The following is an 18,299-nucleotide window of genomic DNA, read 5'->3' on the forward strand; positions in this document are numbered from 1 at the left end:
CTCACCACGAGGTGGGCACCGGTGGTCAGGCCGAGATCAACTACCGCTTCGACACCATGGTGCACGCGGCCGACGACATCCTGAAGTTCAAGTACATCGTCAAGAACACGGCGCTCGAGTGGGGCAAGGTCGCGACCTTCATGCCGAAGCCCCTCTTCGGTGACAACGGTTCGGGCATGCACACGCACCAGTCGCTGTGGAACGACGGCAAGCCGCTGTTCTACGACGAGGCCGGCTACGGCGGGCTCTCCGACATCGCGCGCTGGTACATCGGTGGCATCCTGGCTCACGCGCCCGCCGTGCTCGCCTTCACCAACCCGACCCTCAACAGCTACCACCGTCTGGTGAAGGGTTTCGAGGCTCCGGTCAACCTGGTGTACTCGGCCGGTAACCGCTCCGCGGCCATCCGTATCCCGATCACGGGCACGAACCCCAAGGCCAAGCGCATCGAGTTCCGCGCGCCGGACGCCTCGGGCAACCCGTACCTCGCGTTCGCCGCGCAGCTGATGGCCGGCATCGACGGCATCAAGAACCGCATCGAGCCGCACGAGCCCGTCGACAAGGACCTGTACGAGCTTCCCGCCGAGGAGGCCAAGAACATTCCTCAGGTTCCGAACTCGCTGCTCGACTCGCTCGAGGCTCTCCGCGCCGACCACGAGTTCCTGCTCGCCGGTGGCGTCTTCACCCAGGAGCTCATCGACACCTGGATCGAGTACAAGATCGAGAACGAGATCCAGCCGCTGGCCCAGCGCCCGCACCCCTTCGAGTACGAGCTGTACTTCGGGGTCTGATCTCCGGCACCGGGATTCCGGGGCAGAACGGGTCTCTGGTCCGCGTCTAGTCCGCAGAATCTCCTCAAGAGCCCGTCAGCCGTTTCGCTGACGGGCTCTTTTGCTGTTCTCGGCTCGTTCTGTGAAGATGAAGATCCGCGCCCTCGGGCGTCGGACACGTCGGCGGACCAACGGGCTACACCCACCGCGCAGACGCCCACGGAGGCATGGCTCGAGCGGCCTAAGGCGCCGGCCTGATAAGTCGGTGACGTGTGTAGCACGTCCGCGGGTTCGAATCCCGCTGCCTGGGCCGCTCGCCCTCCCCTCGGTCACGGTGGTGCGGGTGGGCTGACGAGTTCTGCGGCGACAGTCACGCGCGATGTGGCGTCCGTGTCGGGCACCGCGACGCTTTCCATGCTCGTCTTAACGCGTGATCGCCTATGCGCCCGTCGCTGCGGCGCGATCACGGATGGACCGGAACGCCGCGTACATCGCGTCCTCGCCGACGAGAGGGCCGGGGCGGTATCCGAAGCGGGATGCCTCCAGCCTGAAGGTCTCCCGTCCTACCGCAAAGGTGAAGGCGAATCCTCGGGTGCGGCTGAACTGGCTGGTGCCGTCGTAGTAGCTGTGCTTCGTCTCGACCTGCAGGTCGGTGGCAGCGGCAGCGGGGATTAGGCGAGTAGTGATGCTGGCGGTGTTGGCGTGGAGGTCCGAGGCCGTCACCGTGACGATGATGTCCGGATAGATCACTAGCAGGTCCCCGCTGCCGTCGTTCGCATCGGCCTTGCCTGTGACAGCGAGCGGGACGTTGGCCTCGCCGCCGGCAAGGAGGATGGATGAGATAAGCGCGCCGATGGATCGTGCGCCGCGGCCTTCGTTCACGAGTTCCTCGGCCCGCTCGAGCAGGTAGTACCAGCCGTCCAGTGACTTGATGGCGCTGTAGAGGTGCTCGTGGGGCTCGATGGTGTCGGGGGTTTGTCATGGCCCGCACGGTACATGGGGCGTCCGACCTAGCGGGGCGAGATAGCCCGTCATCACCCCTCTCGCCCCGGCGTTATCGTGTGCGTCATCTCGATCGCTTGATGAGGTCGTTTCGATCGGCGGAGTGCTCAAACCGATTTTGCTCCTATGCACGAGAACGCCCCCAGGGTGCCCACTCGCGGCGGTTGATCTGGGGGCATTCTCGTTGATGTCATAGACCAAAATCAGAGAGGTCTGTCCATAGAGGCGACTTGGGGTTTTTGTACGACGGGTGGATGCGGTCGAGCTTGGCTTTGAACTCACCCCAGTCGTCCGAGAGCTTCATGAGGGTGAGCACCGAGCCGAGGTGCTCCCGCAGCTTGGGGTATCCGATGCTCTGCGTCAAATGCTGGAACATCCGGCCCGACTTCTCGGCCTTCTTCTGTGCGGCCTTGAGCTCCTCTTTGACGCCGGGAGCCAACCGGTCGTAGACGATGTCGTTCGTCAACGCGCCGAAGTACTGTGGGCGGTGCACGGAGGCCGGATCGTAGGGAACGCCGCGGAGCCGGAACATCTCGCGGTAGTAGTCGGGTGTGAACGTCTTGACCCAGGGTTGCAGTTCGCGAGCCACGAATGCCTCAAGGATCTGCGCCAAGGCGTCCTTGGTGCGGATCTCTTGGTAGCCCGTGGCCTCGTCGACGAGCGCGATGATTCCGACGTGTGCGAGCGCGCGGACCAGGATCTCAGCCTGGCGCGCGATGTGGGCCTGGTTCGGAGGGAGCGCCTTGTCAGCGCGGGCCGCGAGGTAGATCTCGCAGATTGTCGGTAGGAGGTCGGCCCGGTAGCCGTTCGCGCGGACTCCGTTCGGTAGCTTGAATGCGATCGGTTGAGCCTGCTCGATGACCCCATCGACGTAGGGCCGGATCGACTTGGCTCGGAGGATAGGCGGCAGCGATTCGTCGGCACCCTCGGCGCCGGGGACGCGAACCGACCGCCCGAGTGCCCGAAGCATGCTCGCCTGCGTGATAACGCGCGTGTCGTCATTCAACACGTAGCACTCGATCGCGATATCACCGATGATCAGCGGGCTGTCCGGCGAACCGGCGAGAACCTCGCGAACCTCACCTTCGTTGGCCCATCTTGCAGCCGCGGCCTTAGCGGAGGCGGCCGAGCGTTGCTCAGCCGTGAGCTTTGCCGCACGGGCCTTTCCGCCGATCGCTCTGCCCATGATGTCCGTCTCGACTATCTCAGTCGTCATGCGCTCGCCTTTCGATTCCACTCGCCAAATGCGTGCATCCATGAACCTAGCACGCATAAAGCTGGCATATGCGTGCAACACGCCCGAGCTGTTCGAGAGTCCGCTCGCCGACAACGCCCGCGGGCGGGATGATGGCACGCTGGCTGCATGGAAGAGTACGACGAGCTGCCCCCAATGCTGTCTCCGCCTCGGCTCGTGAGCTTCCTCGACGTATCCACGAAGACGCTTGCGCGTTGTCGCAAGGAGGCCCGGGGTCGGATCCCGCGTCTTCTACCCAAAACGAGTCTCTACAGTTGCGCCCGCTCGGACGTAATCGCCTGGATTGAGGCGGACGGCGGGGAGCGGGGGTGCGACGGCCCCTGAGACGCGCCCTGCCGGGTTTCCTACCCAGAAACCCACGGGTGGGCGTCACCCGTCCGAGAGGCTGAGGGACTTGACCTCAGCAGGCAGAATTCGGGGCCTAGAGCTCTCGCGCCGGGATTACGTCGTAGTCGAAGTGCCCTCGCATTTCACCGGCTGACGCCTGGACGTAGCGAAGATTACGGACGGGAATCGCTGCGAGGTATGGGTGCAGTGCGTCAACGTGGGCGCCCCGCACCTGCGAAGAGAAGTAGGACGAGCGATCGATGAACTGCTCGACGTCACTGCGGTCACCCGAGGCGAAATGCGACGTCTGTACCACCGCAGAGAGTGCTGCCGCGCGCTCGGCGGCCGTTGCGTCCCCTGGGAGTACGGCGATTGCTTCACCCCACGCCCAGGGAAAGGTGGGGTCGTCCGTTGCACGCGTAGCGCTTCCCGTACCTTGCGCTCGGATGATCCACGCCTCGATGTGAGCACTCATGGAGCCGAGGCTAGCGCGCGTGACGCGCATTCACGGGATGTCCGGTGATTCGGAGCCATGACACCGGGTGTCCGAGCTATCTCGGACCCCCGTGCGCGATGAGGGAGTGCACATCTTGCATCCCCGCATCGCGCCTGAGGGGGTCGTGAATCGTGACCTCCTCTATTTGGGCGTGGGATCGTGGCGGGCATGAGAATCCAGGACATGACCCCCGCCGAGAGACTCCGCGCTGCGGCGCTCATCATGCGTGACGCGATCGAGCAGCAGGACTACGACGCGGCTCTCCGCGCGAAGGAGGAACGACGGGCAGAGGCGCAATCCCAGCCAGCGGAGGTCGACTCTGCTGCGCCCATTGATGCGATCCTGCTCACCACGGAGGCGGCTGCAGCGCGCCTGGGTCTCAGCCCGCATACGCTGAGGATCTGGCGATCTGCTGGTGAAGGACCGTGCTTTGTGCGTCGCGGCAAGCTGGTCCGCTACCGACGGTCAGATCTCGAGGTCTGGGTCGACGCCGAGTTCAATTGATCGGATGACGGACAGTCCGCTGAAACTTCGCAGAACCCCCATTTCGTTCCGAAAGCCACCATCAGCAGACAAAACGAAGTCCGCCTGATTCCGCGCCTGACAGCATCGGCCATCACCACCCGCTCGCCCCGAATTCGTACGAGCTGTACTTCAGGGTCTGATCTCCGGATGATCAACGACGAAGCCCGTCGCCGGGTCCGAGCAGGCGTTCGCCGAAGCCCGGGCGGTGAACCTCGAATTCAAGGCGACCGTCGCGGAGGTGCAGAACTAGATCTTTGACGGCGAGTGGGGGTCGCCGAATTCGGCGACACCCCGCAGCGGTGCGACCAGGGATACGAATTCTTCCTGCGGCGCAATCTGCCGGACGGTTTCTCGTTCGATGGTCAGGGGCCCCAGCGGATGGAGGAACTCCGCTCGTGGTTGTCTGAAAACGGGTGGCAACTCGCGCCGATGCCGACGTACGGCGAGGGAATCGAGAACATCGTGATCGTTGCGGGTAAACCTGAGGCGAAGGTGTCGCGTCTGGATGTCGACATGGTTCCGGCGAATCCGGCCGAGGGCACGATCGACGTGCTGGAACTGCGCGCGACCTCCACGTGCGAGCCCGGAGATGCCGGCGCGCTCCTCGACCAGCTGCGCGGCCCGCTCACCGCGGTGCCGCGTGACGACGGCATCCCGGATCTGGAGAGTCCGGATGCCACTCCCCTGTTCGAGCGCTTCGACGAGGGGTGAGACGGCTCAGGATGCCGAGCGCGCGGCGCGCTTCTGCTCCTGGAACACGCGGATCGCCTCGTAGCGGTCCGCCGATCGGGCTTGCCGTTTCGCCGCCTCGACCTCACGCGTCTTGGGCGGAGCCGTTGTGACGAGTTCGTCGAGCAGCCGGCGGGTGGCCTCGGCGATCTCCTCCACGGCGCGGTCGAACACTTCCTGATTCGCGCGTGAGGGCTTCGTCGTCCCCGAAATCTTGCGGACGAACTGCAGCGCCGCGTCGTGGCACTCGTCGTCGGTCGCGGGCGGCGCGAAGTTGTGGAGCGGCACGATGTTGCGGCACATGCCGACAGGGTAGGCCGCTCCCCCGCGACGGGAAAGGCCCGCGTTCCCGGCATCCGCACAGCGGACGTGTCGGTGGAGTCGGGAAGGATGGATGCCATGACCTCCCCCTACGCGTCGCGTCCGTGGCTGAGCTCGTACGCCGAAGGCGTGCCGCACGACATCGACGAGCCCTCGCAGACGCTGCCCGAGATGATCGCGGACTCGGTTCACCGTTACGGCAAGAGCGTCGCGCTGGAGTTCTTCGGCGCGCAGACCACCTACCGCGAGCTCGGCGACCAGATCATCCGCGCGGCCGAGGGGCTGCGCCGACTCGGGGTCAAGGCGGGCGACCGCGTCGCGCTCGTGCTGCCGAACTGCCCGCAGCACGTGGTCGCGTTCTACGCCGCGCTGCGGCTCGGCGCGATCGTCATCGAGCACAACCCGCTCTACACCGCCCGTGAGCTGCGGCACCAGTTCGAGGATCACGGCGCGAAGTTCGCGATCGTGTGGGACAAGGTCGCCGACCTGGTCGCCGACTTCCCGTCCGATCTGGCGCTCGAGCACATCGTGAGCGTCGACATCACGCGGGCGATGCCCTTCGGTACCCGTCTCGCGTTGAAGCTCCCGGTGAAGAAGGCGCGCGAGTCCCGTGCCCAGCTGACGGCCACTCCGACGTCGAAGCGCCCGAAGCCGTGGGACGCGCTGCTCACCCACGGAAAGCTTTCGCGGAAGCACCACGGTCCGCTTCTCGGCGACATCGCGCTGCTGCAGTACACCAGCGGCACGACCGGGAGTCCCAAGGGCGCCGTCCTCACGCACGCGAACCTCCGCGCCAACGCGATGCAGGGCCGCGCGTGGGTGCCGGGCCTCCACGACGGCGAGGAGACGTTCTACGGCGTGCTCCCCCTGTTCCACGCGTACGGGCTGACGCTCTGCCTGACGTTCGCGATGAGCATCGGCGCGAAGCTCGTGCTGTTCCCGAAGTACGACCTCGACCTCGTGGCATCCGCCGTCAAGAAGAGCCCGCCGACGTTCCTGCCGGCCGTTCCCCCGATCTACGACCAGCTCGCGCGCGCCGCCTCCCGCGGGACGCTCGACCTGTCGACCGTCCGCTTCGCGATCTCGGGTGCCATGAGCCTGCCGGTCGCCACCGTCGACCGGTGGGAGGCGGCCACGGGCGGTCTGCTGGTCGAGGGGTACGGCATGACCGAGTCGTCACCGGTGGCGGTCGGCAACCCGATCGGACCGTCGCGGCGCCCCGGCACGGTGGGTGTGCCGTTCCCGAGCACCGACATCCGGGTGGTCGACCCGTCCGACCCCGAGAAGGACCTCCCGCTCGGCGAGGCCGGCGAGCTGCTCCTGCGCGGGCCGCAGGTGTTCCAGGGGTACTGGAACCGTCCCGCCGATACCGCCGCGACGCTCCTCGACGGCGGCTGGCTGCGCACCGGCGACATCGCCTCGGTCTCGGCCGACGGCTTCGTCACGATCGTCGACCGGCTGAAGGAGATCATCATCACCGGCGGTTTCAACGTCTCGCCCAGCGAGGTGGAAGACGTGCTGGTGTCGCACCCCGACATCGAGGGCGCCGCGGTCGTCGCTCTTCCGAAGCCGCGCGGCGGAGAGGACGTCGCCGCCGCGATCGTGGTGCGCGACGGCGTGCAGATCGAGCCCGAGGCGATCCGCGACTACTGCAAGTCGCGGCTCGCGGCCTACAAGGTGCCGCGTCGCGTGGTCGTCGTCGACGACCTGCCACGGTCCCTCATCGGCAAGGTGCTGCGTCGCGAGGTGCGGGAGCGACTGCTGGCATCCTGAACCGGATCACCCGTAGAAGAGCTTCTCGAACACGCGGCGGGCGCGCCGCGTGGCGCCGAGGTAGTCCTCTTCGACCTGGGTGGCCGAGTGGGGCGGGTACTCGAGAATCCGTCCGATGCCGTCGAGGCGGGCACGGTCGGCGGGCAGCACGTCGCTCGTCTGCCCCGACAGCAGGGTGTTGGCCGACCGCAGTCGGCTCGCCAGGTGCCAGGATGCCGCGAGCTTCTCCGCCGCGTCCGGAGCGATGAGGTCGGCCTCCACCGCGGCACCCAGCGCGCCCAGCGTCGACGTCGTACGCAACGCCGGGATCGCGCGCGCGTGCTGCAGCTGGAGGATCTGCACGAGCCACTCGACGTCGCTGATCGAGCCGGGGCCGAGTTTCAGGTGGCGCGCGGGGTCGGCGCCCTGCGGGAGCCGTTCGTTCTCGACACGGGCCTTGATCCGGCGGATCTCGCGGAGCCCGTTCGGGTCGGCGGTCGCGGGGTACCGCACGTCGTCGGCGAGGGCGATGAAGTCGGCGATGAGCTTGACGCTCCCCGCGACACCGCGGGCGCGCAGCAGCGCCTGCGCCTCCCACGACAGCGACCACCGGCGGTAGTACTCGGCGTACGCGTCGAGCGAGCGCGCGAGGGGGCCGCTGCGTCCCTCGGGGCGCAGATCGGCGTCGAGGTCGAGCGGAAGTCGGTGGTCCTCGGAGTGCTCGCGCAGCCCGGCCACGATCTTCAGCGCGAGGCTGCTCGCGCGCTGCGGGTCGACGCCGTTCGCGCGATAGACGTACATCACATCGGCATCCGACCCGAACCCGATCTCGCGTCCGCCGAAGCGTCCCATCGCGATGATCGAGAAGTCGAGGGCGTCGTCCTCGGGCGGAACGACCTCGCGGCGCACCGCGCGGAGCGTCGCCTGGATCGTCACCTCGGTGATCGTCGTGAGGGCATCCGACAGCTCTTCGAGCGACACGACCTCGAGCACCGCGGCCATGGCGATGCGGAGCATCTCGCGGCGGCGGAGCGCCCGCACCGACCGCATGGCACCCTCGATGTCGTCCCAGCGCGTCTGGATCGCCCGAGCCTCCTCCTGTAGCGCGGCGCCGGAGCGGGGTCGCAGCAGCGCGTCGTCGTCGAGCCACGCGACCGACTCGGGGATCCACTCCATCAGCTCGCCGATGTAGCGCGAGCCCGACAGCACGCGGGTGAGGCTTTCGGCGGCGCCCGCGGAGTCACGCAGCATCCGCAGGAACCACGGGGTGTTGCCGAGCCGTTCGCTGATGCGGCGGAACACGAGCAGGCCGTAGTCGGGGTCGACGCCGTCGGCGAACCACCGGATCATGATCGGCATGAGGTGCCGCTGGATCGTCGCCTTGCGGCTCAGGCCGCTGGTGAGCGCCGCGATGTGCCGCAGGGCGCCGGCCGGGTCGCGGAAGCCGATCGCCGCGAGACGGTCGCGCGCCTGCTCGGTCGAGAGCGACCGCTCCCCCTCGGGCAGCGCGGCCACGGCCGACAGCAGCGGCCGGTAGAAGAGGCGGACGTGGATGTCACGGACCTCGCGCTTGATGCTCTCCCACGCGGCCTGCACGCCCGCGGCGGAGTCCGCGAGTCCGGTGGCGCGCGCGAGGACGCGGAGGTCGTCCTCCTTCTCGGGCAGCAGTGCGGTGCGACGGAGGCCGCGGAGCTGCAGCCGGTGCTCGATGAGTCGCAGCAGGCGGTAGTCGCGGCCGAAGGCCTCGGCCTCGCTGCGGCCGATGTACCCCTCGGCGACCAGCGCGTCGAGGGCCTCGAGCGTGCCGCGCTGGCGGATGCGGTCGTCGGTGAGTCCGTGCACGAGCTGCAGCAGCTGCACGGTGAACTCGACATCCCGGATGCCACCTGGCCCGAGCTTCACCTGCCGGTTGATCTCGGCCGCGGGGATGTGCTCGGTGACGCGTTCGCGCATGCGCTGGACGCCCTCGACGAAGTTCTCGCGCGCGGCGCTGTGCCACACCAGCGGCTGCACCGCGGCGATGTACTCGGCCCCGAGGGCCGGGTCGCCGGCGATAGCGCGGGCCTTCAGCAGCGCCTGGAACTCCCAGCTCTTCGCCCAGCGGGCGTAGTACTGCTCGTGGGCGCCGAGGCTGCGGACGAGCGCGCCCTGCTTCCCCTCGGGGCGGAGGTTCGGGTCGACCTCCCACAGCGGCGGCTCGATCTCGGGACCGGAGATGCCCCGCATCGTCTGCACCGCGAGGCGGGTGCCGATGTCGATCGCGCGCGCCTCGGACACGACCTCCTCGTCGGCGCTGCCGCCGACGAAGATGACGTCCACGTCGCTCACGTAGTTGAGTTCGCGCGCCCCGGTCTTGCCCATCGCGATGATGGCGAAACGCGTCGCGGCGACCTGCTCGCGCGGGAACGTGCCGGGGCCGGTGCCCGACACGCGCGAGCGGGCCACGGCCAGCGATGCCTCGAGCGCGGCACCCGCGAGGTCGGCCAGGGCCGCGGACACGATGTCGATCGCCGCGGCCGAGTCCTCCTGGCCGAGGTCGTACGCGGCGATCCTCGCGAGCAGGCGGCGGTACCGCACGCGCAGCGCCACCCACGCGGCATCCGTTGCATCGGCGGCGAAGCCGTCTTCCTCACCGACGGATGCTAATAGCTCGGCGCGCATGGACGGCTCGTCGGGCACGGTCAGACCCGCGCCGGCGAGGTGGGCGATCTCGTCCGGATGCCGGAGGTAGAACTCCGCGAATCCGTCGGATGCCCCCACGATGTCCCACAGCGCGCGCCACGTGCCCGCGTCGGCGGCCGCGGCGCGGACGGCAGCGGCATCCCGTCGGGCGATCTGCACGAGCGCCGAAAGCGCCCGATCCGGATCGGCGACGCGGTGCGCCAGGTCCATGGCATCCGCCCGCTCGGCGCCCGTGAGCTGTTCGAGCTCGCCCAAGCCCGCATCGGCTTCCGCGAGACGCGAGAAGCCGGTGCGGGCCAGGGCGGTGAGCGCCGTCGATCGATCGCCCGAGATCACCACGGCGCGGTCAGAGCGCCTCGAGGTTGCTCTGCAGCTCGAAGGGCGTGACCTGCGCGCGGTACTGCTGCCACTCGCGACGCTTGTTCAGGAGCACGTACTTGAAGACCTGCTCCCCCAGCGTCTCGGCGACGAGCTCGGACTCCTCGAGGTACCCAAGGGCGTGGTCGAGGCTCGCCGGGAGCGGTGCGTAACCGAGCGCGCGACGCTCGGCGTCGGACAGCGACCACACGTTGTCCTCCGCCTCGGGCGGCAGCTCGTAGCCCTCTTCGATGCCCTTGAGGCCGGCCGCGAGCATGAGCGCGTACGACAGGTAGGGGTTCGCGGCGGAGTCGAGCGCACGGTACTCGACCCGCGTCGATTGGCCCTTGTTGGGCTTGTACAGCGGAACGCGGACGAGCGCGGAGCGGTTGTTGTGACCCCAGCAGATGAAGCTCGGAGCCTCGTCGCCGCCCCACAGGCGCTTGTACGAGTTGACGAACTGGTTCGTCACGGCCGAGATCTCGTTGGCGTGACGCAGGAGGCCGGCGATGAAGTGACGGCCCACCTTCGACAGCTGGTACTGGCCGCCCTCTTCGTAGAACGCGTTCATGTCGCCCTCGAACAGCGACATGTGCGTGTGCATACCGCTGCCCGGCTGGCCGCTGAGCGGCTTCGGCATGAACGTCGCGTACACGCCCTGCTCGATCGCGACCTCCTTCACGACCGTGCGGAAGGTCATGATGTTGTCGGCCGTGGTGAGGGCGTCGGCGTAGCGGAGGTCGATCTCGTTCTGGCCGGGGCCACCCTCGTGGTGGCTGAACTCGACGGAGATGCCGAGGTCTTCCAGCATCCGCACCGAGCGACGACGGAAGTCGTGCGCCGTGCCGCCGGGGACGTTGTCGAAGTAGCCGGCGGAGTCGACGGGCTCGGGGCGTCCGTCGGGGCCGAGCTGCGACGACTTCAGCAGGTAGAACTCGATCTCGGGGTGCGTGTAGAACGTGAACCCGGCGTCGGCGGCCTTCGCGAGCGTGCGCTTGAGCACGTGCCGCGGGTCGGCGACCGCGGGCTGGCCGTCGGGCGTCGTGATGTCGCAGAACATGCGCGCCGTCGGGTCGATCTCCCCGCGCCACGGGAGGATCTGGAACGTCGTGGGGTCGGGGTGCGCGAGCAGGTCGGACTCGTACGACCGCGTCAGACCCTCGATGGCCGAGCCGTCGAAGCCCAGGCCCTCGCTGAACGCCCCTTCCACCTCGGCCGGGGCGATCGCCACCGACTTCAGGGTTCCGACCACGTCGGTGAACCACAGGCGCACGAACTTCACGCCGCGTTCCTCGATCGTCCGCAGGACGAAATCGCGCTGCTTGTCCATCGTCATCCTCGTTTCGATCGGGCGGGATCAGCGGCCGGAGCCGGATCCCCAGTCGGAGTCGCGGGCCTCGTCCTCGGCCCACTTCTTCGAACGTTCCTGCAGCAGCTGGGGCGCGCGCGCCGCTTCCTCCGCGGTGTCGAAGGGACCCGCGCGATCGACCGCCGGCGACTCGTACCCCTGCTCGACCTGGCCGGTCTCGAGGTTGTACCAGTACTTCTTGTTGTCGTCGCTCACGATCGCTCCTTGCGTGGGTCTGGCTCCGTAGCGGACGTCTGACGGGCGCTCCCCCGATCCTACTGATCCGGGCCCCCAGCCTGGCTAGGCTGGAGGGCATGGCAACGAATGCGTCGCGTGCGGTCGGAGTGGACATCGGCGGAACCGGGATCAAGGCGGGAATCGTCGACCTGGATGCCGGTGAGCTCATCAGCGATCGGGTGAAGGTTTCCACCCCGAAGGGCGCGGAGCCCGCCGACGTCCTCGAGGCGGTGAAGCAGGTCCTCCACACCCTCGAAGCCCCGGACGAGCTGCCGCTCGGCGTCGCGTTCCCCGCGATCGTGAAGAACGGCAAGACGCTGTCGGCCGCGAACGTCTCGTCGTCGTGGATCGGCTTCGAGGCCGAGAAGTTCTTCGAGCAGGGCCTCTCGCGTGACATCCACTTCGCGAACGACGCCGACGTCGCCGGCATCGCCGAGGTGCGCTACGGCGCCGCGAAGGGCGTGAACGGCCTTGTGATCCTCACGACCCTCGGCACGGGCATCGGCTCCGCGATGATCTACGACGGCGTCCTCATCCCGAACAGCGAGCTCGGTCACCTCCAGCGTGCCGAGCACAAGAAGGATGCCGAGGGCTACGCCGCCTACTCCGCGATGGAGCGCGACGAGCTGTCGTGGGAGAAGTGGGCGAAGCGTCTGCAGTGGTACTACGACTACGTCGAGTTCCTCTTCAGCCCCGACCTGATCGTCGTCGGCGGCGGGGTGTCGAAGCACTCCGAGGAGTTCCTGCCGATGCTGAAGCTGCGGGCCCCGATCGTCCCGGCGAAGCACCGCAACAACGCGGGCATCATCGGCGCGGCGTCGCTCGCGGTCCCGGTGGTCGAGGCGCTTCCCGCGGTCAAGTAACCCGCTGTTGCCCGACGGGGTCGCGGTCGTTCTCGCCGTCGTCGGCGGGCTGGCCGTGCTGTGGGCGGCGCTGATCGTGGTGCTCGTGGTGCAGCACCGCCGTCTCGGGCGCGAGCTGGACTGGCGCGAGATCCTGCGCCTCATCCCCGACGTCGTCCGGCTCGTGCGGCGTCTGGCCGCCGACCCGGGGGTGCCGATGGGCACGCGCATCTGGCTCGGCGCGCTGCTGGTGTACCTGCTGCTGCCCATCGACCTGGTGCCGGACTTCCTGCCGGTGATCGGTGTGCTCGACGACGCGCTGATCGCCGCGCTCGTGCTGCGCTACGCGATCCGGCACGCCGGACGGGATGCCGTCGCCCGGCACTGGCCCGGCACCACCGCGGGGCTGGAGGGGATGTTGGCGCTGATCGGCCTCGGGGTGGGTCAGGACTCCTGACGAGGGCGCGAATGGGTCGGCCTGTACGCCGGGTTCTGTCCGGGGGCGTGAGCCCCGTGGACGGTCATCTCTCTCGGCGACACGTTGCCGTGCCGCTCCAGCGGCCTACCCGGGGACTCGGCGAGCCGCGTCGTCATCCCCTGTCTGGCCTTGCTCCGGACGAGGTTTACCTCGCGGGTCGTGTCACCACGACCCCGGTGGTCTCTTACACCACCCTTTCACCCTTACCCGCGCCGTGAAGCGCGGGCGGTCTGCTCTCTGTGGCACTGTCTCGCGGATTGCTCCGGGTGGGCGTTACCCACCGTCCTGCCCTGTGGAGCCCGGACGTTCCTCGGCACGGGCGAACCCGTGACGCGACCGTCCAGCCGACCCATTCGCACCGTCGAGTCTATCCGGGTGCGAAGCGGCGGCCCGGGGCGGGTCAGCCGATGATCAGGAGCAGGACGCCCAGGATCAGCGCCGGTGTCCCGAAGATGATGCCGATGAGCAGAAGGGCTTGCCACCACATCGAGCGTCGTCGGAGCCGCCGCCCGGCGGCGGACACCTGCGTCCGCGGATTCTCCGCCCGGGGATCGGTGTACGGCGCAACCTGTGTGCGCAGCTCCGCGCCGAGCAGCAGGGCGAACCGGAGCAGGCCCGGTACCTCGGTGGCATCCTGTCTCTGCCGGAATCGAGTGGATGCCACGATCACCCGGTCGTCGACGATCTCGACGTCCCAGGCGCGGCCGTGGTCGATCAGGCAGATCAGCACGTCCGGGGTGAGAAGCTGCAGGGCGTCGCGCTCGTACCCGCGGGGCGCATAGACGGCGAAGTGTCGGTCGACGTCGCCCTCCAGCCGCAGACGCTGTACCGCGGACGGTCCCTCCCGCAGACGGCCATTGCGCAGAGAGTCGATCATCACGTGGGGAACGGGCCGCGGCAGCCGCAGCTCCAGAAAGCGGAAGACCGGCCGCGGCCCCCGCGGGTCGTTCTTGTTGCCGCGGAAGGTGGCGACCCCCAACCGCAGGTCGGGGCTCAGTGATGGGCCGCTCCGCAGCTCGAATTCACTCTGATAGACGGGAGTGCGCCCGGCGGCCCCGTCGGTGAAGAACACCCCGCGCGCCTCGACAGGTCCCCCGGAGCGGACATACTCCAGTCCCGCCTCCCGTCCGAAACGGCTCAGGGCGATCCCGCGTCGGACCTCGGCCGGCTGCTGGAGGAGCGAAACGCCGATGACGACCGCGACAACGCCCGACCAGAACAGAATCGTCACGACGAGACCCCGGATCCCGTCGAGCCAGTCAGCCGTAGAGATCCCGAGCTGCACGAGCGCGGCGAGCAACAGCAGCGCGACGCCACAGGGCAAGACCACCACGCCTGCGGCGGCGACCCGATACGCCGACGGCGCGACCTGGCGTACCTCGGCGCTCGAGGCGCGCTTCGGATAGGGCGGAAGAGCGATCACCCGACGACGATAGCGAAGGCCTCACCATCAGCCCTTCTCGGCCGTCTCGCCGATCCGCAGGTCGAGGGGGAAGTCGATCGGGAACGTCCCGAACAGCAGTCGACCCGCGGATGCCGCGGACTCCCGCACCGCGTCGGCGACGGTGTCCGCGTGTTCGACCGGGGTGTGCACGACGATCTCGTCGTGCAGGAAGAACGCCAGGTGCGGCACCCGCGCGAACGCCGGACCCGACGCGGGCGCGGAGCGCGTGGCATCCACGGGTGCGAGGGCGGACAGTCGGGTGCGCAGGTCGGCGAGCCACGCGAGAGCCCACTCGGCGGCGGTGCCCTGCACGACGAAGTTGCGGGTGAAGCGGCCGCGGTCGCGGGCGGCGCGGCGGGCTCGGGTCTCGTCGACCCCGGATGCCTCGGCGTCGCTGGCCCGAGATTGCACGGCGCGCCACAGCTCGCCGGCGGGCGGTGACGTGCGGCCGAGCCACGTCTGCACGCGGCCGCCTTCCTCGCCGACGCGCGCGGCGTCGTCGACGAGCGCCATCGCGCGGGGGAACGTGCGCCGCAGCCGCGGCACGAGACGTCCGCTCTCGCCGCTCGTCGCGCCGTACATGGCACCGAGCATCGCGACCTTGGCCTGGGCGCGTGTGCCGACGGCTCCGGCATCCACGATTCCGGCGTACAGATCGCGACCGGATGCCGCCTCCGCCAGCGCCGTGTCGCGGGCCATCGCGGCGAGCACGCGCGGTTCGAGCTGCGCGACGTCGGCGGTGACGAGCGTCCAGCCCGGGTCGGCGCGGACGGCGGTGCGCAACTGCCGCGGGATCTGCAGCGCTCCCCCGCCCGACGACGCCCAGCGTCCGGTGACGACGCCGGCGGGAACATACACCGGGCGGAAGCGGGAGTCGTGGATCCACTCGGCCATCCACGCCCAGCCGTTCGCGGTGTAGAGCCGCATGAGCTTCTTGTAGGCGATGAGCGGGGCGACGGCGGGGTGGTCGTGCTCGGCGAGCTCCCACCGGTTGGTCGACTCGACGAGCAGCCCCGCGCGGTGCAGTGCGCGCAGCAGACGCGGCTGCGAGTCGAGCGAGACGGACGGATCGCCGAGCGCGTCCCGCACCGCGGCCGCCGCCCGCTCGACCCGCGTCGGCAGTCCGCCCGCGACGCGCGTGCCGAGCTGCTCCTCGAGCATGCGCTCGTGCGTCTCGACGCTCCACGGGAGTCCCGCGGCGTGCAGTTCCGCGGCGATCAGCGCCCCGGCGGACTCGGCCGCGGCGAGGAGGCGCAGCGCTCCGGGCGTGCGCGCGGAGGCGATCGCCGCGCGCTGCCGGCGGTACTCGGCGGCCGCGGCCTCGACGTCGTCGGGTGGGCCGGTGCTCGCGGCGCCCAGGGAGAAGAGCGTGTCGGTGTCGTCGGACGCCGAGGCCGTGGCATCCCATTCCGGATGAGCGCGCAGACCGTTGTCGTCGACGACGGCCTCGGCGTCGCGGAGGAACGCGTGCACGAGCCGCAGGTCCCACGCGCGGGCGACCCGGACCGAAGATGCCAGCAGCGAGGCGTACCAGGAGGGTGTGTCGCTCCACACCCACCGCACGTCTCCCCCGGCTTCGCGCTCGCGGATCGCGGCGGGCAGGTCGTCGCGCGCGACGGTGACGGTGCGGACGACCGAGCCGTCGGCATCCAGGTCGCTCAGGGCGATGGTTCCGGATGCCGTGCGCCCGACGACGACCTCAGTCGACGAGGACGCCAGGGCGGGTCACCGCGATTCTTCGGTGCGGACGAGAATCGCGCCGCACTCGGGGCAGAACACGACCTCGTCGGTCTGGGCGCGGCGGACCTCGGCGAGGTCGCTCGGCGGGAGGACCATGCGGCACGCTTCGCACGCACCGGCGCGGAGGAGTCCGGCGCCGTTGCCGCGCGCCGCCAGACGCTCGTACAGGGCGAGGAGGTCGGACGGCACGCCACCGGCTACGGCTTCGCGGTCGCGACGGGCGGCTTCGAGCCGGTCGGTGGCTTCGGCGACGACACGTTTCGCCTCGGCGCTGAGCTCGGCGCCCTGCGCGTTGGTCTCGGCGATGATCGCCTCCTGCTCGGCGACGGCCGCGTCGGCCGCCTCGAGCTGCTCCATGAGGGCGATCTCGGCGTCTTCGAGGTCGCTCTTGCGGCGCGCGAGCGAGGCCAGCTCGGCCTCGAAGCCCTGCGCCTGCTTGGCGTTCGTGGCGGCGGCGAGCCGCTCGGCGTCGCGCTTCACGCGCGCATCGACGACCGCGACGTCGGATTCGACGCGGGCCAGCTCGGCCTTGAGATCGTCGCGGACGTTCGCACGATTGCCCAGCTCTTGCGTGAGCGACGACCGCTGCGCGAGGAGCTCGCGCACCTTCGCGGCCTGCGGCGGGTTGCCCTTGACGTGCTCGTCGCGGCGGATGCGGGCGTCGAGGTCGGCGAGATCGAGCAGTTTGCGCTGGTCGGCGGGGTCGGCGTTCACGGAGTCCACGCTACCCCGGGGGTGCGACAGCGGTGTTCCGGATAGCGTTGAGCTTTCGACCGACCAGAGGGATGCCGTGAACATCTTCGCCGCACTGTTCGGCCCGGCCCTCCTGATCATGGGCGTGCTTGCATATACGGGCCGGTGGAAAGGGTGGATCGCCGTCCGCCGGGGCTACGGCAGCACGATGGGATTCGCCTGGCTCTACATGGGGATCGCGTTCACCGTGGGGGCCGGGGCGGTGGCGGTGTCGTCACTGCGGCCGCTGTTCTTCTCGCTCTGTGCCGTGGCCGTGGTCTTTCTCGCCGTCGCACTGGTTGCCATGTTCTGGCTCCCGCGCGCGCTTCTGCCGTCCTGGTACCTGGAGCTACGCGATGGTTCGGGCCGCCGACCTCGGTAGACTCGAGGCATCCAGGGCCTTTAGCTCAGCTGGTAGAGCGCCACGTTTACACCGTGGATGTCGTCGGTTCGATCCCGGCAGGGCCCACCATGGAGGTATCTCAGCGGTAGATTGCGAGAAGCTCCAGCTGTACGGCAGGGCCCTCCATCCACATCATTGTATTGTCGCCGGGTCCCTTCCGCTCAGCCTCCCGACGTTGCTCTCGTGTGAGCTGAGAGATGATAGGAAGACCGGGGAGCATCCGCCACTCTCCTGCTTTCCAAATTTTTGATACCTTCCCGACGATGTAGGCGTCGCCTTCCTGCGGTGCGGCAGCCGGAAGCAAGCTGACGAACCGATAATCGGTATCGAGAATGTCGCCTTGAATGATTGAGCGCCCCTCCATAGCCGCGCCGAAGCTCTCAATCGCCTCGAGAGTTCCGCCACCCAGTGCCGCCTCAAATTCAGCAGGCGCCTTCTGGCCGGGAAGTTTTCCGATTGCGCGAGCCAGCGGGAGCATGCTGAGGATGCCGCCGGGATTGCTGATCTTCGACGCATCCGCTTCGTAGAGTTCTCCAGCGAAGGCGAGCAGGTGTCCCGGGCGAAGGCCAGAGAGTGCATCGGGGTTTTCCTGCACGTCGTGCCAGCCAAACTGTTCTTCGTCGCCCTCCACTAGCGCAAGCAGCCGCTCAAACCTCGCCGGACCGTCGTCGGCGTATTCCTGGGATTCTTGATCGACTTGGCGGCCCGACAAGCCAAACTTAAGGACTTTGGCCGTTAGCTCGGCGTTCGCGCCCTTCTCGGCAGAAACGGACCTACTTGCACTCCGCCGTAGCCCGTCCTCGATCTGGCTGACGTACTGATTCAACTGAGGTTCGTCCAGATATAGGAAATTCCTGAG

Annotated in this window: 17 protein-coding genes, 2 tRNA genes and 1 other RNA gene; 9 read left to right on the forward strand and 11 right to left on the reverse strand. The window is 68.6% G+C overall.

What is annotated here, in order from left to right:
• Both I5G_RS19355 and I5G_RS19360 read left to right on the forward strand, forming a co-directional pair.
• On the forward strand, positions 1-791 hold a 791-nt coding region (locus tag I5G_RS19355; RefSeq protein WP_022880536.1), incomplete at its 5' end, for a glutamine synthetase.
• A gap of 200 nt (positions 792-991) precedes the next feature.
• Positions 992-1,080: transfer RNA gene (locus I5G_RS19360), tRNA-Ile, on the forward strand.
• A gap of 128 nt (positions 1,081-1,208) precedes the next feature.
• Here the strand turns inward: I5G_RS19360 and I5G_RS19365 are convergent.
• Both I5G_RS19365 and I5G_RS19370 read right to left on the reverse strand, forming a co-directional pair.
• Positions 1,209-1,652, reverse strand: coding sequence for a hypothetical protein (locus tag I5G_RS19365; RefSeq protein WP_022880537.1), 444 nt, complete (start codon positions 1,650-1,652; stop codon positions 1,209-1,211).
• Between the two features lie 310 nt (positions 1,653-1,962).
• A complete protein-coding gene (locus tag I5G_RS19370; RefSeq protein ID WP_022880538.1) occupies positions 1,963-2,988 on the reverse strand; it encodes a P63C domain-containing protein in 1,026 nt (341 codons plus the stop codon).
• A gap of 1,045 nt (positions 2,989-4,033) precedes the next feature.
• Between I5G_RS19370 and I5G_RS23740 the strand changes: the two genes are divergently transcribed.
• Both I5G_RS23740 and I5G_RS19385 read left to right on the forward strand, forming a co-directional pair.
• Positions 4,034-4,354: a helix-turn-helix domain-containing protein gene (locus tag I5G_RS23740; protein ID WP_034314116.1), complete on the forward strand. Its 321-nt coding sequence runs from the start codon at positions 4,034-4,036 to the stop codon at positions 4,352-4,354.
• Between the two features lie 285 nt (positions 4,355-4,639).
• The gene (locus I5G_RS19385; RefSeq protein ID WP_022880540.1) at positions 4,640-5,086 is read left to right on the forward strand and encodes a hypothetical protein; all 447 of its coding nucleotides are present in this window, start codon (positions 4,640-4,642) and stop codon (positions 5,084-5,086) included.
• Positions 5,087-5,092: 6 nt separating this feature from the next.
• Here the strand turns inward: I5G_RS19385 and I5G_RS19390 are convergent, their stop codons facing one another.
• Entirely contained in the window at positions 5,093-5,407 is a 315-nt protein-coding gene (locus tag I5G_RS19390) for a DUF2277 domain-containing protein (protein ID WP_022880541.1), read from the reverse strand.
• A 96-nt stretch (positions 5,408-5,503) separates the two neighbouring features.
• Between I5G_RS19390 and I5G_RS19395 the strand changes: the two genes are divergently transcribed.
• On the forward strand, positions 5,504-7,198 hold the full coding sequence (locus tag I5G_RS19395; protein WP_022880542.1) for a long-chain-fatty-acid--CoA ligase: 1,695 nt from the start codon (positions 5,504-5,506) through the stop codon (positions 7,196-7,198).
• A 6-nt stretch (positions 7,199-7,204) separates the two neighbouring features.
• Here I5G_RS19395 and I5G_RS19400 read toward each other — a convergent pair whose 3' ends face one another.
• Genes I5G_RS19400 through I5G_RS19410 form a run of 3 tightly spaced genes read right to left on the reverse strand, consistent with a single transcriptional unit; the run spans position 7,205 to position 11,780 of the window.
• The gene (locus I5G_RS19400) at positions 7,205-10,195 is read right to left on the reverse strand and encodes a bifunctional [glutamine synthetase] adenylyltransferase/[glutamine synthetase]-adenylyl-L-tyrosine phosphorylase (protein WP_026096108.1); all 2,991 of its coding nucleotides are present in this window, start codon (positions 10,193-10,195) and stop codon (positions 7,205-7,207) included.
• A gap of 10 nt (positions 10,196-10,205) precedes the next feature.
• The gene (gene glnA, locus I5G_RS19405) at positions 10,206-11,546 is read right to left on the reverse strand and encodes a type I glutamate--ammonia ligase (protein ID WP_026096109.1); all 1,341 of its coding nucleotides are present in this window, start codon (positions 11,544-11,546) and stop codon (positions 10,206-10,208) included.
• Positions 11,547-11,573: 27 nt separating this feature from the next.
• A complete protein-coding gene (locus I5G_RS19410) occupies positions 11,574-11,780 on the reverse strand; it encodes a hypothetical protein (protein ID WP_022880545.1) in 207 nt (68 codons plus the stop codon).
• 98 nt (positions 11,781-11,878) lie between these two features.
• Here I5G_RS19410 and ppgK point away from each other — a divergent pair, with 98 nt between their 5' ends.
• Positions 11,879-12,664, forward strand: a complete 786-nt coding sequence (gene ppgK, locus I5G_RS19415; protein WP_022880546.1) for a polyphosphate--glucose phosphotransferase — start codon at positions 11,879-11,881, stop codon at positions 12,662-12,664.
• A 7-nt stretch (positions 12,665-12,671) separates the two neighbouring features.
• Complete coding sequence (locus I5G_RS19420; protein WP_022880547.1) at positions 12,672-13,100, forward strand: YkvA family protein; 429 nt, start codon at positions 12,672-12,674, stop codon at positions 13,098-13,100.
• A gap of 8 nt (positions 13,101-13,108) precedes the next feature.
• Here the strand turns inward: I5G_RS19420 and rnpB are convergent.
• The 4 genes from rnpB to I5G_RS19435 form a co-directional block, all read right to left on the reverse strand.
• Positions 13,109-13,473, reverse strand: an RNA gene (gene rnpB / locus I5G_RS24235) — RNase P RNA component class A.
• A gap of 48 nt (positions 13,474-13,521) precedes the next feature.
• Positions 13,522-14,544, reverse strand: a complete 1,023-nt coding sequence (locus I5G_RS19425; RefSeq protein WP_022880548.1) for a hypothetical protein — start codon at positions 14,542-14,544, stop codon at positions 13,522-13,524.
• Between the two features lie 27 nt (positions 14,545-14,571).
• A complete protein-coding gene (locus I5G_RS19430; protein ID WP_026096110.1) occupies positions 14,572-16,284 on the reverse strand; it encodes a bifunctional 3'-5' exonuclease/DNA polymerase in 1,713 nt (570 codons plus the stop codon).
• Between the two features lie 6 nt (positions 16,285-16,290).
• Positions 16,291-17,019: a zinc ribbon domain-containing protein gene (locus I5G_RS19435; RefSeq protein ID WP_026096111.1), complete on the reverse strand. Its 729-nt coding sequence runs from the start codon at positions 17,017-17,019 to the stop codon at positions 16,291-16,293.
• Between the two features lie 76 nt (positions 17,020-17,095).
• On the opposite strand from I5G_RS19435, the gene I5G_RS19440 reads away from it, so the two are divergent.
• Both I5G_RS19440 and I5G_RS19445 read left to right on the forward strand, forming a co-directional pair.
• Positions 17,096-17,419 carry a hypothetical protein gene (locus I5G_RS19440; RefSeq protein ID WP_022880551.1) on the forward strand — a complete coding sequence of 108 codons (324 nt, stop codon included), beginning with the start codon at positions 17,096-17,098 and terminating at the stop codon, positions 17,417-17,419.
• A gap of 14 nt (positions 17,420-17,433) precedes the next feature.
• Positions 17,434-17,509: transfer RNA gene (locus I5G_RS19445), tRNA-Val, on the forward strand.
• A gap of 10 nt (positions 17,510-17,519) precedes the next feature.
• Here I5G_RS19445 and I5G_RS19450 read toward each other — a convergent pair.
• A complete protein-coding gene (locus I5G_RS19450; protein WP_148286553.1) occupies positions 17,520-18,266 on the reverse strand; it encodes a hypothetical protein in 747 nt (248 codons plus the stop codon).
• Between the last annotated feature and the right edge of the window lie 33 nt (positions 18,267-18,299).

The sequence above is a fragment of the Microbacterium sp. B19 genome (assembly GCF_000333395.1).
In the GTDB taxonomy this organism is placed as follows: Bacteria; Actinomycetota; Actinomycetes; order Actinomycetales; family Microbacteriaceae; genus Microbacterium.

Excerpts from the sequence above, each read along its gene's own strand:
- glnA (WP_026096109.1), bottom strand. The coding sequence starts at position 11,546 with ATGGACAAGCAGCGCGATTTCGTCCTGCGGACGATCGAGGAACGCGGC.
- I5G_RS23740 (WP_034314116.1), top strand. The coding sequence starts at position 4,034 with ATGACCCCCGCCGAGAGACTCCGCGCTGCGGCGCTCATCATGCGTGAC.
- I5G_RS19370 (WP_022880538.1), bottom strand. The coding sequence starts at position 2,988 with ATGACGACTGAGATAGTCGAGACGGACATCATGGGCAGAGCGATCGGC.
- I5G_RS19395 (WP_022880542.1), top strand. The coding sequence starts at position 5,504 with ATGACCTCCCCCTACGCGTCGCGTCCGTGGCTGAGCTCGTACGCCGAA.
- I5G_RS19390 (WP_022880541.1), bottom strand. The coding sequence starts at position 5,407 with ATGTGCCGCAACATCGTGCCGCTCCACAACTTCGCGCCGCCCGCGACC.
- ppgK (WP_022880546.1), top strand. The coding sequence starts at position 11,879 with ATGGCAACGAATGCGTCGCGTGCGGTCGGAGTGGACATCGGCGGAACC.